The sequence below is a fragment of the Serratia sp. K-E0102 genome, from assembly GCF_029962625.1.
GTDB lineage: Bacteria > Pseudomonadota > Gammaproteobacteria > Enterobacterales > Enterobacteriaceae > Serratia > Serratia sarumanii.
In genome coordinates this window covers 4884679-4900211 of sequence record NZ_CP124754.1, presented here as the reverse complement: position 1 = coordinate 4900211, position 15533 = coordinate 4884679, and the positions used below count along the sequence as shown (strand labels likewise).

Annotated in this window: 12 protein-coding genes; 2 read left to right on the top strand and 10 right to left on the bottom strand. The window is 63.9% G+C overall.

The features are described 5' to 3' along the window. Positions 1 to 171: 171 nt before the first annotated feature. The 5 genes from SSARUM2_RS23155 to SSARUM2_RS23135 form a co-directional block, all read right to left on the bottom strand. Positions 172 to 1080: a LysR family transcriptional regulator gene (locus SSARUM2_RS23155; protein ID WP_033654477.1), complete on the bottom strand. Its 909-nt coding sequence runs from the start codon at positions 1078 to 1080 to the stop codon at positions 172 to 174. A gap of 51 nt (positions 1081 to 1131) precedes the next feature. Then, positions 1132 to 1713 carry a DUF924 family protein gene (locus SSARUM2_RS23150; protein ID WP_049195636.1) on the bottom strand — a complete coding sequence of 194 codons (582 nt, stop codon included), beginning with the start codon at positions 1711 to 1713 and terminating at the stop codon, positions 1132 to 1134. Between the two features lie 5 nt (positions 1714 to 1718). Beyond that, positions 1719 to 3473 (bottom strand): monovalent cation:proton antiporter-2 (CPA2) family protein, encoded by a 1755-nt coding sequence (locus tag SSARUM2_RS23145; RefSeq protein WP_033649378.1) that lies wholly within the window; start codon positions 3471 to 3473, stop codon positions 1719 to 1721. Continuing rightward, positions 3466 to 3729 carry a hypothetical protein gene (locus tag SSARUM2_RS23140; RefSeq protein ID WP_223182202.1) on the bottom strand — a complete coding sequence of 88 codons (264 nt, stop codon included), beginning with the start codon at positions 3727 to 3729 and terminating at the stop codon, positions 3466 to 3468. Before SSARUM2_RS23140 ends, SSARUM2_RS23145 begins: the two co-directional genes overlap by 8 nt. Before the next feature lie 72 nt (positions 3730 to 3801). Next, positions 3802 to 4575 carry an SDR family oxidoreductase gene (locus SSARUM2_RS23135; RefSeq protein WP_049213712.1) on the bottom strand — a complete coding sequence of 258 codons (774 nt, stop codon included), beginning with the start codon at positions 4573 to 4575 and terminating at the stop codon, positions 3802 to 3804. A gap of 432 nt (positions 4576 to 5007) precedes the next feature. Here SSARUM2_RS23135 and uspB point away from each other — a divergent pair, with 432 nt between their 5' ends. Next, the gene (gene uspB, locus SSARUM2_RS23130) at positions 5008 to 5343 is read left to right on the top strand and encodes a universal stress protein UspB (RefSeq protein WP_016930435.1); all 336 of its coding nucleotides are present in this window, start codon (positions 5008 to 5010) and stop codon (positions 5341 to 5343) included. A 73-nt stretch (positions 5344 to 5416) separates the two neighbouring features. Here uspB and pitA read toward each other — a convergent pair whose 3' ends face one another. Beyond that, positions 5417 to 6919: an inorganic phosphate transporter PitA gene (gene pitA, locus SSARUM2_RS23125; RefSeq protein ID WP_033636373.1), complete on the bottom strand. Its 1503-nt coding sequence runs from the start codon at positions 6917 to 6919 to the stop codon at positions 5417 to 5419. A 300-nt stretch (positions 6920 to 7219) separates the two neighbouring features. On the opposite strand from pitA, the gene SSARUM2_RS23120 reads away from it, so the two are divergent. Then, positions 7220 to 8419, top strand: coding sequence for an NAD(P)/FAD-dependent oxidoreductase (locus tag SSARUM2_RS23120; protein WP_060453110.1), 1200 nt, complete (start codon positions 7220 to 7222; stop codon positions 8417 to 8419). Positions 8420 to 8496: 77 nt separating this feature from the next. On the opposite strand, the gene SSARUM2_RS23115 is transcribed toward SSARUM2_RS23120, so the two are convergent. The 4 genes from SSARUM2_RS23115 to SSARUM2_RS23100 form a co-directional block, all read right to left on the bottom strand. Then, positions 8497 to 8910, bottom strand: a complete 414-nt coding sequence (locus SSARUM2_RS23115; protein WP_033649375.1) for a VOC family protein — start codon at positions 8908 to 8910, stop codon at positions 8497 to 8499. Between the two features lie 94 nt (positions 8911 to 9004). After that, positions 9005 to 11185: a virulence factor SrfC family protein gene (locus SSARUM2_RS23110; RefSeq protein WP_060453111.1), complete on the bottom strand. Its 2181-nt coding sequence runs from the start codon at positions 11183 to 11185 to the stop codon at positions 9005 to 9007. Beyond that, on the bottom strand, positions 11182 to 14127 hold the full coding sequence (locus SSARUM2_RS23105) for a virulence factor SrfB (RefSeq protein WP_060424595.1): 2946 nt from the start codon (positions 14125 to 14127) through the stop codon (positions 11182 to 11184). The genes SSARUM2_RS23110 and SSARUM2_RS23105 overlap by 4 nt, the downstream gene beginning before the upstream one ends. After that, positions 14127 to 15365 carry an SrfA family protein gene (locus SSARUM2_RS23100; protein WP_060453112.1) on the bottom strand — a complete coding sequence of 413 codons (1239 nt, stop codon included), beginning with the start codon at positions 15363 to 15365 and terminating at the stop codon, positions 14127 to 14129. Before SSARUM2_RS23100 ends, SSARUM2_RS23105 begins: the two co-directional genes overlap by 1 nt. Positions 15366 to 15533: the final 168 nt, after the last annotated feature.

The following is a 15533-nucleotide window of genomic DNA, read 5'->3' as shown; positions in this document are numbered from 1 at the left end:
ACGCAATGATATGTTGGGGCGATCACACTGCGCCGCATCGAAAATCTCTCCGCCCGATACCTTTCGTTGTACACCCGCGCGGCGTAAAAGCCTATTGATTATGCGGATGCTGCCGGTCTGACCGCTTGAATTATAAGCGTTATTAAACAAAGTATAGCGCTAAATGCGCAATCAGCGCTCCAGATGCGGCTGCAGAAGGCTTTCAAACCACTCGTGAAACACCGCCAGGCGGCGTGAGCGCTGGCGACGATGGGGATAGATCAGGGCGATCGGCATGGAGGCGGCGCGGTAAGCGGGCAGGACTTCCACCAGTTCGCCGGCGTCGAGCAGGTGTTGCACGTCGTAGCGCGGGATTTGCATCAGCCCCAGCCCGGCGCGGCAGCAGGCGATATAGCTCTCGGCGTTGTTGACCACCACCCGGCTGGGCAGTTCGAGCCGCTGGGTATGGCCGTCGTCGGTCAGGTATTCCCAGGGGGATTCGCGGCCGGTTTTGGGCGAGGCGTAACCGATGCTCCTGTGCCCCTCGGCAAGATCGGCGGGCTGAAGCGGATGGCCGAATTCGCTCAGGTAGGCGGGGCTGGCGCAGTTGATCAGCGCGATATGGCCGAGTGGGCGCATCACCAGGCTGCTGTCGTGCAGATCGCCGACGCGCACCGCGCAGTCGACCCCTTCCTGCACCAGATCGATGGCGCGATCGGCGGAGCCGAGCACCAGCTGCAGGTGGGGATGGCGCCGCAGCAGGCTGGGCAGCGCCGGCGCGATCAGCCGGCGGGCAATGCGGCTCGGCACGTCGACGCTGAGCCGCCCGGAGGCCTGGCGCTGGCTGGCCTGAAACGACTGATCGATATCCTCCACCTCGGCCAGCAGCGGGCGCAGCCGCTCGAGCAGCTGTTCGCCGTCGGCGGTCAGCCGCACCTGCCGCGTGGTGCGGTGCAGCAGGCGCACGCCCAGCTGCGTTTCCAGCTGTTGCACGGCGGCGGACACCGAGGCGCGCGGCACCTCCAGCACATGGGCTGCGCGGATAAAGCTGCCCATCTCCGCCACTTGCACGAATACGCGGTATTGATTGAATCTGTCCATCGATGCGCCCGTTATTGTCCTTATTATTGCCGCTTAAAGCATTCTGCGGCGTTATCCGGCAAACCCTCCTTGCTCCAGGAAGGCTTGCTCCTGCGTGGTAGTATCGCGCAACAGCAGCTGATTGCGATGTGGGAAACGACCGAAACGGCGGATGATATCGCGGTGTCCCTCGGCGTGCGCGCGTTCAGCCGGCCCCAGTTGAGCGTTTAGCGCCACGGAAAGATCCTGATCGGCGAGATTTTCCGAATGGGCGAACGGCAGGCAAAAAAACAGGCGCAGCGAAGGCTCGACGGCCTGCATGTAGTTCGCCGCAATGGCGATGCGGGCGAAGCGGCGCGCCAGCGGATCGGTGGCGTACATGTGGGCGGTGTTGCGAAAAGCGTTGCGCGGAAATTGGTCGAGCAGGATCATCAGCGCCAGCGCGCTTTCCGGCGTCTTAAGCCAGTCGTCGCGTTCACGCCGGGCCGCCGCCAGATGCAGGCCCAAAAAGCGCGCGCGAAAGCGTTGGTCGAAGCGCGGATCCTGCCGGAACCATTGCTCTGCGCCGGCGTCTCGCCAAAACCGCACCACCTCATCGGCCGTTTGATTATCGGCCGCGAGCGCATCGCTGCGCCGGCGGAAAAGGGTCGGCATGCCCGTCATTCCTTCTTCGCCTTGGTCGGCGCATTGCCCAAAATCATCGATGTACCGGCGTAAATGCCGCCGGACACCTCCATCGCCAACCGTTCGGCATCTTTGCGCCGCAGCTCGGCCATCAGATCCGCCGCGGTTTCCGGATCGGAGCCCAACGCCAACATAGCTTCATGCCCGAAAGACATGGCGGACTCTAAGGTGACGCGAATTTGGTAATCCACATTGGCCTTGATCAGCGCGATGGCATGTTCGCGGTCATGAGCGCGAGCCAGCACGCGGGCCTGCGGGAAGTGGGTTTTGGCGTGTTCGACAATCTGCGTGGCGGCTTGCGGATCGTCAATGCAGACCAAGATGGCGCGGGCGTAGCCGGCGCCCGCCGCATGCAGCACATCCATGCGCGCACCGTCGCCATAGTAAACTTTGAAGCCGAAGTCTTGCGCGTCGCGGGCAACCTGGGGTTCGCGGTCGATAATGGCGATATCGGCGCCCATCGCCAAAACGTGCTGGCTGACGATCTGACCAAAACGGCCGAACCCGACGATCAGCACGCTGTTGGTCAAGCCGGTGGGCTGTTCCGTGCCGTCCAACGAGGCGTCGGACGAGGCGCGCAGGCGTTGGTGGATCAACACCGCCAGCGGTGTCAAAGCCATCGACAGCACCACGACGGCGGTCATGTTGGCGTTGGCTTCCGCAGGCAGCACCTGATTGGCCAGCGCAGCGGCGAACAGCACAAACGCAAATTCTCCCCCTTGCGCCATGAGTACGGCGCGGTCGAGAGCATCACCGTGCGAGCTTTTCGTCAACCGGGCCACGCAGTAAATACACAGGCCTTTGATGAACATCATCGCCAGCACGCCGCTGACGATCAGCGGCCAGTTGCGCGCCACCACGGCCAGATCGAGAGACATGCCGACGCCGAGGAAGAACAGCCCCAAAAGCAGACCGCGAAAGGGCTCGATGTCGGCTTCGAGCTGATGGCGGAACGTCGATTCCGACAGCAGCACGCCGGCCAAAAAGGCGCCCATGGCCATGGAGAGGCCACCCAGCTGCATCAGCAAAGCGGCGCCAAGCACTACCAGCAGCGCGGCTGCGGTCATCACTTCGCGCGCTTTGGCGTGCGCCAGAATGCGAAACAGCGGGTTCAGCAGCCAGATGCCGGCCGCCACCAGCGCGGCCAGCGCACCGGCGGCGATGGCGATGCCGCCCCAGGCGGAACCGGATACCGGCGTCGATGAACCGGCCGGCGCGATGAACGCCACCAGCGCCAGCAGCGGGACAATCATCAGATCTTCAAACAGCAATACGGCGACGATTTTCTGACCGCGCGGGCTGGCGATGTCGCCGCGCTCGCCCAACAGTTGCATGACGATGGCGGTAGACGTCAGCACGAATCCCATGCCGCAGATGAAGGAGATGGCCAATGAAAAGCCGAAGGCCATGCCGATGGCGGTGAGCAGCAGCCCGCAGCTCAATACCTGCAGGCTGCCCAGGCCGAAAATATCGCGCCGCATGTTCCACAGATGAGAAGGCCGCATCTCCAGGCCGATGACGAAGAGAAACATCACCACCCCAAGTTCAGCGATGTGCAGGATGGTCTGCGCATCGTTGAACAAACCAAAGCCGAACGGCCCAATCGCCAAACCGGCGGCCAGATAACCCAGCACCGAGCCCAGCCCCAAGCGCTTGAACAGCGGCACGGCCACCACGGCGGCGCCCAGTAGCGTCACCACGTTGAGCAGGTCGCCGGCACTTTCAGACATGGGCGAGGCGCCAGAATACGAACGCGGCGATGGCGGCGGGGATCGCGAACACCAGCAGCAGGATCGGCAACTCCGCCCGCAGGCTGTAGCCCGCGTGGGCGACGCCCACCCACATATTGACCGCCGCGATCAGCAACCAGGCCGGGACGAAAATTTTTGCCGCCAGCGCCATACCCGCCGCGCTGGCGCCCCAGAGCCAGCCGAACAGCACAAACAATCCCAGGAGAACTACGCCTCCGCCAATGACCATTAGCATGTGCATTGCAATATCCTCTACGCTGCGCCTCCTGGCGGGGGCGGACGCCAGACGCGCGCCCCCCATGCGGCGTTACTTGGTAGTATAGCCGCCGTTGATCAGGATAGTTTGGCCGGTAACCCACCAGCCGTCGCTGACCAGGTGGCGGATAAACGGCACCACGTCTTCGATATCGGTGAGGCCGGTTTTGCTGAACGGCGACAGCGCCGCCGCGCTTTGGTGATACGCCACCGCATCGGCGCCTTCGGCCGGATAGAAGAACGGGGTGTCCATCGGGCCGGGGCCGACCGCCGTCACGGAGATGCCGCGCTCGCCGAACTCCTTGGCGGCGGCGCGGGTGAAGTGCTCCACCGGCGCCTTGGTGCCGGCGTAAGCGGCATAGAACGGCGTGAAGGCGCCGAGCAGCGAGGTGACCAGCGTGCAGATTTTACCGTTGTCGTTGAGGTGTTTGCCCGCCTCTTTCAGGAAGAAGAACGCGGTTTTGGCGTTGACCGCGGTCATCTCGTCGTACTCGGCCTCGCCGATGTCGACCATCGGCTTTTTCAGCACTTTGCCGACGGTATTGATGGCGATATCCGGCTTGCCGACGGCGGCGACCGCATCGGCGAACAGCTTCTCGACCGCGCCCGCGGTGGTCAAATCGGCCTGCAGCGCGACGCCTTGCGCCCCGGCGGCCTGGATGGCGGCGACGGTCTTATCCGCTTCGGCTTTGGAGGCGGCGCTGTTGTAGTGGATCACTACCGCTTTGGCGCCTTGTTCAGCCAAATCGCGCGCGATCAGCCCGCCGAGATTTTTGGCGCCGCCGGCGATCAGGACGGTTTTTCCCTTGATTGAATGGTTTGCCATAACAGTTTCCTTGGATGAGCGTAACGGAAACCTGAGTCTAGCCAGCGTGGGGGGAAAGATCAGCGGCGTGGGGCGGGATAGACTATCCAGGAAAAACGACTAATTGCAGACGAACGGTTATCACTTATAACGCCCCGGCGGGGGCGTTTCGGCGCGTGGCGGTAAATTTTATCCACTGATCAGGCCAGTTTGCGTTTCATTAACCTACAATGATGAATATGGGCCTCACCATTTCCCCTCTGAGTGGAATCACGCCGTGCAAATTTCTCTGTGCGGTGCGGTAACGTCTCCGGAGGCGGTGGGTTATGGGCATGGCCCGTGCAGGCAAAAAAGGGGATGAGAGCGGTAAGCTCCAGCAGAGTATCGGGTAATGAGGTAGGGCGGTTGGACCCGGCGGATGGCCGCGGATAACAACGCCTTGAGGGGGTAATCATGATCAGTACCGTCGCGCTGTTTTGGGCCTTATGTGTGGTGTGTGTGGTAAACATGGTGCGGTATTACTCTTCTCTGCGCGCATTGCTGGTGGTATTGCGCGGCTGCGATCCGCTGCTGTACCAATACGTCGATGGCGGCGGTTTCTTCACCGCCCACGGGCAACCCAGCAAGCAGCTGAGGCTGGTGCGCTATATCTTTGCGCAACGCTATGTCGAGCACCACGATCCGGAGTTTATTCGCCGCTGCGAACGGGTGCGCGGGCAGTTCATGCTGACCTCGGCCCTGTGCGGCCTGGTGGTCATCAGCCTGATAGCGCTGATGATCTGGTATTAATGCCTTCCTGTTTCCCTTGATGCAGGCAAAAAAAAGGCGGCCCTGCGGCCGCCTTCCTCATGATGCTTATCGCTTAGATCAGCTTCAACGCAACCCAATACAGCGCACCGGAAAGCAGAATCGAGATTGGCAGGGTCAGTACCCAGGCCAACAGGATGTTCTTCACGGTTTTGCTCTGCACGCCGCCGCCGTCCACGATCATCGTCCCGGCAACCGCCGAAGAGAGGACGTGGGTGGTGGAGACCGGCATGCCGGTATAACTCGCCACGCCGATAGACAGCGCCGCGGTCATCTGGGCCGATACGCCCTGGGCGTAGGTCATGCCTTTCTTGCCGATCTTCTCGCCGATGGTGGTGGCCACGCGTTTCCAGCCCACCATGGTGCCGAGCGACAGCGCCAGCGCGACGGCGACAATGATCCACATCGGCGCGTACTCGACGGTCTGCAGCAGATCCTGACGCAGGTTCTTCAGGAAGCGCTGGTCGGCGGATGAGGTTTCCGGCAGCTTGGCGACTTTATCCGCCGTGTCGGTCACGCACATCAGCAGGCGGCGCAGGTGGCTGCGCTGCTCAACCGTCAGCTGATCGTAGCTTTGCAGGTTGGTCAGCATGCCCTGAGCCAGCTCGATCGCCGGCATGGCGCGCGAACTGTCGCAGTGGAACTCGGCCGGCTTGTTCGGCGCAGCTTCGTCATCCGGGCTTGGCACCAGCGGCGTCAACGACACCGCATGCGACAGCGCGTCGCCGTGCTGCTGGTAATATTGCTGCAGGTGGGTCACGGCGTCACGCGTACGGGTGATGTCATAACCGGTTGCATTCATATTGACCACGAAGCCGGCCGGCGCAACGCCGATCAGCACCAGCATGATCAGGCCGATGCCTTTCTGGCCGTCGTTGGCGCCGTGCGAGAAGCTGACGCCAATCGCCGACAGGATCAGCGCGATACGGGTCCAGAACGGCGGCTTGCGTTTGCCGTCGACCTTTTCACGTTCCGCAGGGGTCATGTGGATACGCTGGCGTTTCTTGGTGCCACTCCAATAGCGGCGCAAGGCGAACACCATCACTCCCGCCACCATCATGCCGACCAGCGGCGAGAACAGCAGAGAAAGGAAAATACCAATCATTTTCGGGACGTTAAGCGCATCCACCACCGAAGTGTGGGTCATCAGGGCGTTGGTTAAACCGACACCGATGATTGCGCCTATCAGCGTATGGGAACTGGAGGCCGGCAGACCGAAATACCAGGTGCCGAGGTTCCAGATGATTGCCGCCAACAGCATGGAGAAGACCATGGCTAATCCGTGTGCTGAACTGACGTTCAACAACAGATCGGTAGGCAGCAAGTGGACGATGGCGTAAGCAACACTCAAACCGCCGAGCATTACGCCAAGAAAGTTGAACAAACCTGCCATCACGACCGCAAGTTGCGAGCGCATGGCGCGGGTATAAATAACTGTAGCGACCGCATTGGCCGTATCATGAAAACCGTTGATGGCTTCATAAAACAACACGAACAACAATGCGAGAATTAACATCAGGCCGGTATGGAAATCCAGGCCAGCGAACAAATGCAGCATAAGCGTTACGCCAGTTTGTGGACATGAACGCCGCGCATTATCAGTGACAACCGGGGCCGGGGAAAAGGAAAATATGACGTTTTTTTGATTTGGACATGACGAAACGATGACGCGCCTATAACAAAAATATGGAATATCAATGCGTTAATCTCCTCTGACCTCTGTAATATTTTCTTACTATGGCGTTGGCGGCGCCGGGGCTTTACAATCTGCCGCCGTGAATTTGGCGGTGACCGGCGGCGAAACGGCGTAATATGGCGCCCTTTTGTCGCGATTGTGGTTTTGATAAGAGAGGCTCAGGTGGAACAGTTTGATGTCGTAGTGATTGGGGCGGGCGCCGCCGGCATGTTTTGCGCCGCGCAGGCGGGGCAACTCGGTTGCCGCGTGTTGCTGCTCGACAACGGCAAAAAACCGGGCCGCAAGATCCTGATGTCCGGCGGCGGGCGCTGCAACTTTACCAACATGTACGCCGAACCGGCGGCCTACCTGTCGAACAACCCGCACTTTTGCAAGTCGGCGCTGGCGCGCTACACCCAGTGGGACTTCATCGATCTGATCAACCGCTACGGCATCGCCTACCATGAAAAAACGCTGGGGCAGCTGTTCTGCGACGACTCGGCGCAGCAGGTGGTGGATCTGCTGGTCAAAGAGTGCGAGCTGGGCCAGGTGACGATGCGCCTGCGCAGCGAAGTGCTGGGCGTGGAGAAAACCGAACATGGTTACGCGCTGGCGCTGAATGGTGAAAAAGTGAGTGCTCGCTCACTTGTGGTGGCCAGCGGCGGTTTGTCCATGCCGGGGCTGGGCGCTTCGCCGTTCGGTTACAAGCTGGCGGAGCAGTTCGGCCTCAGGGTGCTGCCGACGCGCGCCGGGCTGGTGCCTTTTACCCTGCATAAGCCGCTGCTGGAGCATGTGCAGACGCTGTCCGGCGTCTCGGTGCCGGCGGTGATCACCGCCGAGAACGGCGTCAGCTTCCGTGAAAGCATCCTGTTTACCCATCGCGGTCTGTCCGGCCCGGCGGTGCTGCAGCTGTCCAGCTACTGGCAACCGGGTGAGTATGTGAGCGTTAACTTACTTCCTGAGCTGGATTTGGCGGTCTTCCTGGATGATCAACGCCGCCAGCACCCGAACCAAAGCCTGAAAAACACCCTGGCGCTGCAATTGCCGAAGCGGTTGGTGGAGTGCTTGCAAACCCTGGGACAACTGCCGGAGGCCACGCTGAAGCAGCTGAATGCGCCGCAGCAGGCGGCGCTGGTGGATCTGTTGCAGAACTGGCGCGTGCAGCCGAACGGCACCGAAGGCTACCGCACGGCGGAAGTGACGCTCGGCGGCGTCGACACCAACGAACTTTCCTCCAAGACGATGGAAGCCCACAAGGCGCCGGGGCTCTATTTTATCGGCGAAGTGGTGGACGTGACCGGGTGGTTGGGCGGCTACAACTTCCAGTGGGCGTGGAGCTCGGCCTGGGCCTGCGCCCAGGCGTTGGCGGCGCAGGGGCGTTAACGTTCAGCAGCGTGAAGGGGCTAGGCCGATTTAGAAGGCTATTTTATGATTATCCGACATCCGGAACACACCGTGATTTAATCGGCCGCCGGCCCCTTAAGCTCTATGCGATTGCCGTCCGGATCGCTGAAGTAAACCGATGGCCCGTCGCCTTCCGCGCCGTAGCGCGATTCAGCGGGCTCGACGGCGATCCCCTGCGATCGCAGATAGGCCAGCAGTTCGTCTTCGTTGAAAGGATCGATGCGCAGGCAGAGGTGATCGACATTTTGCCGGTGAGGATCGGGCGCGTCGCCGCCTTTTTTTCCAAGCTGGCCGTTCACGTCGACCAGATCAATCATGGCCGTTCCGGCGCGCAGGTGCACCAGCCCCAAATCGGGCCGCCGTTTGGCGATGTCGCAACCCAGCGTCTGGGTATAGAACCGCAGGCTTTTTTCCGCATCGCGCACGCGCAGAACCACATGATCGATAGTCTTCAGGCTGAAAGGGGGCATGATTTTCTCCCAGAATCGCTGCGTTACTCATCAGCATAATCGGCAACGCCCGATTTATCCTGTTTTCGCCCCCTATTGCTGCCAGAGCCGCCGCTTATCGCAGAGTCGCCACGATCTCTTCCAACGCCGCGCGCTGCGCCTCGCCGAGCGCGCTTTCCGTCGCCGCATTCTCCGCCAGCAGGGTTTGCAGGCCGATCAGCCAGTCATAGATATAAAACGCGGTGTTTTTGGTCGGCGTCGGCGCCAGCCGGGTTAACCGCTGCTGGCTGCTCCAGTCCACCGCCGGCTGCGGCGGCGGGGTAAAGATCGGCTGGCCGGGGTTGACGCGGCTCTCGGGGCGCGTTGCCGCATCGCGCCGCTGGAAGCCGAGCCAGGCGACGAAGTCGCCCAGTATCGCCAGCGCCTGGCTGATTTGCCGATCTTCACTCTGTTCCGGCAGGCCCCCGGCGCACAGCGCGCGTTCCAGCTCATCATCGAGCCGCAGGCGACAGGCGGCGCCGATCAGCGCATCGACCAGCAGTTCCAGATGCGGCTTTTCGACGCCGAGCAGCTCCAGCAACCGGCGGCTGTCCGGCAGGCTGCGCAGATGGTTGATCCAATCCGCGAATACCCGCGCGGCAAAGGGCGACGCGGAGGGCTCGCCGGATGCCGGGGTTTCCGGCGCGCCGAACAGATCGATGTCGAGCCCGAACGGTACAGGCGTCGTCGTCGGGGCCGGCGCGGCGTGCTGCTGTTGCTGATAAAGCTGGCGCAACGTATCGCGCTGCGGCAACAGCCGTTCCAGCAGTTCGCCGTGGCGGCCGGCCTGCGCCTGCAGCGCGCGCAGCAGCTGTTGGCCGCGTTGCTGCGCCGCGTGCGGAGCGGCGGCGGTGAGCCAGTTGCCGAGCAGGCTTTCCGTCAGCTCACGCTGCAACTCTTCGCGCTGTTCGAGCAGGCGCGCTTGCTTCTGGGCCGGGCGCGCCTGGGTGGCCAGGTAACTTACCATGCGGCGGCAATCCTGTTCATCCAGCGCCAGCAGCGTGGCCCAGCTGTCGCCGGGCTCGCCGACCTGGCGCTGTACGGCGTCGTCGGGGCGCGCTTTGCCTTCCCCGCGTTGATCGAACGGCGTGATCGCCCAGATCAGGCCGGGTTTGCGGCGCTGGCGCAGCGCCGGGGTTTCTCCCTGAGTCTGGTTGACCCAGTTGGCGAGCGCCTGGCCGACGCGGGCGGCGTCCTGCGGCGTGGCGGCGGCATCGGCCACCAGCAGCAGGTTGGCGTGCAGGCCGTCTGCGCAGCGGGTCAGCAAATGGGCGCGTTTCGCCTGTTGCAGCCGCTGCGTCGGTTCCGCCTGCGGGCAGGCGCGGCTGCCGGGCAGGTCGACCAGCGCCACGTCGGCGGGCAGGCCCGCCTGCGCCGTCTGCGGCAGAACGGTGGTGACTTCGGCGGTCAGCCAGGTCAGATCGCTCAACGCGATCTTCCGTTCACCGCCGTGTTCGGCCATCACGACGATCGCGGCGTTTTCCGCTGCGGCGCTCGCGGTCAGCAGCGGTAAGGCGCGGTGCGGAGCATGAACCTGTCGGCTGCCACCGAGGGCATGCAGCGTGTGCGCCAGCTGGCGATAATGCGCTGTCAGCGTCGTTTCCTCTCCCCACAGCGGCGCAAACAGGCGCGCGCGATCGTCGATGCTCAGCTGCGGCGCCAGCGCCACGGCCTGCGGCCAGAAATGCCTGTCCAGCGTCTGTTGCCCCTTGTCGCCGTGGCGGCGTTGGCTATCCCACAGCGCCAGCACATCGCTGTCGCTGAGGCCGTCGAGGGCGACGGCTTGGCGGTGACGCGCCAACGCTTGCAGATGGCCGGCGATCGCGCGGGCGTCCCAGTCCAGCCGGAAGCCGCCCATCGCGGCGGCATCGAGCGTGATGGCCAGCCACTGCGCTTCATCGAGCAGCGTGAGGGCGAGAGGATACTCGGTGGACGGCGTCGGCGCGGTGGCGCAGTAACGCACCGCCAGCGCGGCGTCGCCGTGCAGCCTTTCTGCGCCGGGGGCCAGCGCCGCCAGTAGGTGGGCCTTGGCGGCGGCGTTGTGGCCGTACAGGCCGATAGCGACCTGCTCAGGTTGCGCCTTCGCCAATTGCAGTGCGCGGTTATGGCAACGGCGCAGGCGCAGCGTCAGGCGATCGGCTTCCCGTTCCAAACGGGCGGACTGCCGGCGCGCGGCGCTCACCCAGGCGATCGCCTGCAGAATGCCGGCGCTGAGTGCGTGGTTCGGGGCCGATTGGGCGGTAGTGGTAGCTTTCATCGTGGGTAAATGCTCCCGCTGTCTATCCAGTAGTGGGTCGCGCCGGAGGCGCTGGCAGCCAGGGTATTGAGTTTCAGTTGCAGGTGGTGCGCCGGGACGGGGCTGCCGTCGGCCAGCAACGCCTGCGCGATCTTGACGCTTTCTGCGCCCTGTTCGGCGCTGGCGGTAATGGCCAGCCGCAGGGTGATCACCGCATCGCCGGCCAGTTTGCGCGCCAGCTGGGCGTCATTAATGGTCAGCGTATAGAGCGGCGAGGCCGGCCAGCGTTCGTTGTCCAGTTGGCGGAAGCCCAGGCGCAGCGGGCCGCGCAGCTGGAAGCTGCCGGCGGGGTCGAGCACGAAGTCGGCGCGATCCAGATCGATGTCGCGGTAATAGACGTTATCGTCCGCCAGCATGTTGTTGCCGTCCAGCATGCCCAGATGGCGAATGGTGGAGTAGGGCTGGAAATCGCCGACGTTGAAGTAAAAGCTCTCCAGGCGCAGGTCGATCGCCAACAGGCACAGCATGGCACCTACCGCGGCGGTGGATTTCGGGTTGTCGATGCGGCCGCGCTTGTTGAACGGGTACCAGCTGCGGGTGTGGTAGCCCTCGAGCGGCAGAATGCGGCTGGCGGGCAACGGCTGCAGATGGCGCAGCAGCGCCTGCACGCCGGGGAAACGCGCCGGGCGGCCGGTCAACAGCAGCACGTCGCAGGTATACAGCGCCACCACCTCGGCCAACAGGCGCAGGCAGCGGCCGATGCCGATGCGATCGGACAAGAAGGCGGCGTGCAGATCGGCCAGGCGGATCACCAGCGGGGTGTGCAGAATATCGAAGGCGTCGCTGTCGGCTTCGCGCTGCACCTCGCCGTTGATAAACGCCAGCACCTGCGGCGTCGGCGGCTGCGGCAGCAGATCGCCCAGGCTGGCGGCGATTTCCGCCCGGCTGTCCAGCGGATCGTATTCTTCATAGGCGCCGAGCAGCGCGCGTCCGGCGGGCATGAAAATCTGCAGCGCCGCCTGCTGACGCAGGGTAGAAAGCCCGTCCATGCGCCCTTCGTTGCCGAACAGCCTGTCCATCAACGCCGGGGCGGCGCTCACGCCGGCGGCTTCGAACGCCTGCTGCACGGCGGGCAGGATAAACTGCTGGATGGCGTCCAGCAGGATATCGTCGCCGGCGACTTTAAAGCCCTCGCGGAACAGCAGGCGCGGGTTGATTTTGATGTTGTTGCCCACGCCGTCATCGAGCGAATAGTGCGTGATCGCCAGATCCGTGGTGCCGCCGCCGATGTCGATGGAGGCGATGCGCAACGTTTTTCCCGCCTGTTCACCCGGCGCCAGCGGCCGGTCGGGCCGGGCCATGGCGGCGAAAAAGGCGTCGGTGCGGCCGGCGAAGTTCACCTGGGTTTCATTGTACAGATAGACCATCTGGCCGCAGGTGGCCTCGTCCCACTCCATCTGCACCTGAGGCACCGGGAAGCGGACGTGCGCGCCGTCGAACGGCGCATCCTGCGGGTGCCAGCCGAGGGACTTCCACACCAGCCCGATCGCTTCCTGCATGCGGCGGCGGAAGATCTCGCGCTCCGGCTTCGGCATGGCCGAAGGCAGCGTCAGAATGATGGCGCGCAAACGGCGCGGCGCGGCGGCGTTCGGCATGCGGCTGCGCTGGGCGATGCTGTTGATCTGCATCAGCGCCTGCGCCAGCAGCTCGCTCAGCATCAGCGTCATCACCGCGCTGCGGCTGTAATGGGCGGCGAACACTGGCAGCCGTTGCGCCGTCGGCAGGGCGGACAGCGGCACGCCTTCGTCGTTGATGAGGGTGGTCAACGGCGCGGCGGCGGCCATCGGCTCGTGCCGCTCGTTGAAGCGCCAGCCGGGCGCATAGCGCTCCTCGTCCCACAGGTAGCGGCGCGGGCTGGAAATGCCGGTAGTGCCTTCATGGCCCGTTCGCCGCTGCGCCAGCTGCGCGGCTTCGCGGCCGACGCGGGTGATGGAGGGCCACTGGAAGGCGTCGTCGCGCCCGCTCTGGAACGACAGATGCGGCTTGCCGAAGCTGGCCTGAGAAAACTCCACCCGGCTCTCGAACAGTTCGTTGTAGACGCGGTGCGGTTCGGACAGCGAACGCAGCTGCAGCTCGTAGGTTTGCTTCAGGCCGTTGCTCTCTTCCGGGTGGTCTTCGACCAGCACGCCGCAGGTGTGCGAGTTGCCGACGTCCAGCACCAGATCGACGTCGATCGCCGGTTGCTGCAACGTCGCCGCCACCATCTTTATCTGCGGTACCGCCAGCTGATGGCCGAGCATGTGCAGCAGATTGAGGTAGTGCGCCTGATACTCGAAGGTTTTCAGCCCGGCGTTGATCTCCACTTCGGCACGCTGCTCCCGCTCGGCGGCGCGCTGGCTGAACGCTTCGCGCAGCCAGCCGTCTACCCAGGTCAGATCGAGAAACTCGCCCAGTTCGTGGTTGCGGTGCGCCAGCGCGAAGTTGAGCCCGGTGCCGAGATCGCTTTCGCCCGGCGCCAGCGTCTCCTGGCCGGGTGCGGCGGCGCGGGTGTCGAAGGCCAGCACCACGCGCAGCAGGTTGCCGTCCTGATCCGGTTCATCCAGCTGCACCACCTGCAGGCGCGCCCAGTTGTCCGGGCCCGACAAAAACAGGCCTGCCGGGGTGTGGCGCAAGAAGGGCAGCGGCAGCCAGAGCTTATCCAGCAGGCGCAGCGACTGCTGCAGCGGATAGCTGAACTCCGGCCGCACCACTTCGGCGGCCTGGTCGCCCACGGCCGGCAGCTGGTATTTGCCGCTCTCGGCCTCCCATTGCAGGCGCAGCAGCGGGCCGCTGGCGGTCTTGCGCACGAATTTGCCGGGAAACTCGGCGTCCAGCAGCGGCGTCAGGGCAAAGTCCAGAAACTGAATGCCGCTGTCCTGAATCAGCGTAATGCCGTGTTTGTAGTCCGTAAGGGGTGCCAGCATCATTTACTCTCGCGCTTGAACGTCATGGGATAGGTGGTGTCCGCATCGTAGCGGCCGGTGCACTCCGCCGCGCCGGTTTCGCCCTGGCGGCAAACGATCTCCGGGATCTGGTAGCGGCTACCGTCGCTGCAGCGCGCCTTGGTGCGGCTGTTGATCACCAGATTGCCGGACTGCATCAGCCCGGCTTCGACCGCCACCCGGCAGCTGACGCCGTCGCCGTAGGCGATGACGGCGATGCCTTTGCCGCCGTTCAGACGATATTGCAGGCTGGGGCGCTTGCCGGTAATCGGGTCTTTCAGCGCCACCGTGGCGCGCCATTTGCCATTAAGGAAACGGGTGGAGCCGGCCTTCACCGCCTCGGGCGGCAGCACCAGCGCATGTTTGTCCAGCGGCGGCGGGATGACCGGCGCCGGGGGCGGCGGCATCAGCGTCGCGTGCGCCAGCGGTAAGCGCAGCTTGGGCAACGGCGCGGCGGTTTTTTCCGGCGGCGCCGGATGCTGGACCTCCGCCGGCATCGCCGGTTGCGGCGGCGGCGAGCGGTGCAGCCAGGCGGCCAGCGCCGCACTGCCCAGCAACAGTACGGGCAACAGCCAGAGAGCGTAGCGCTGGCGCGGGCGAACGACGGCAGAGGATTCGATAGGCGCTGCCGGGGCGGGCGCCGGTTCAGGCTCGGCGGCCGGGGCCGGTTTTACCGGTTCGACAACGGCCGTCTTGCGCGGTGCGGCGGCGATCGGCGCCGGTTTTTCCACTTCCGATTCGAGCGGGCGCAGGCAGGCCAGCGGATCGTCCGGGCTCTGCGCCTGCGGCTTGATAAAGCCCCAGAAGGTCAGCACCGGCCGATCGTCCACCAGGTAAACGTGGTTGGGGTCGGGCATGTGCATCGCTTTGGCCAGCAGCGCACCGAACAGGCGATGGCTGGGGTGATCGGTCGCCTGGGCCTGTTCCGTCAGGCTGCGGAAGATCGTCAGGCAGTGTTCCAGGTGGCGCACCGCCTGCGCGCGCTGGGCATCGCTCGCCGCCAGCCAGGAGGTGACCTTGCCGGGGAAGGGCGCATACCAGTCGATGCGGGTGCCGCTTTCGTTCGGCTGGGGGATCGCCAGACAGTCGGCGGCCTGCTGCTGCCGGCGAAGACGCAGGGTTTCCCGCAGCTGCTGCGCGCAGGCGTAGATCGGTTGCCCGTTTTCGCCTAAAGCCAGCACATCATCCAAACTGCCACTGCGTAAGAAGGGTTTCACCACGGCACCGCACCTTGTCCTGTTCTGCAAAAACGCATAAAAGTCCATGATACCCCGCAGGCAGAGCCGCCAAACGGCCAAGGACAGCCCGAAAAACGCCCTTCTTTGGCGTTAGCGGAACCGGCACAGTGAAAATCTCGCTATCCGGACCTGTCCGTGAACCGCTTTATC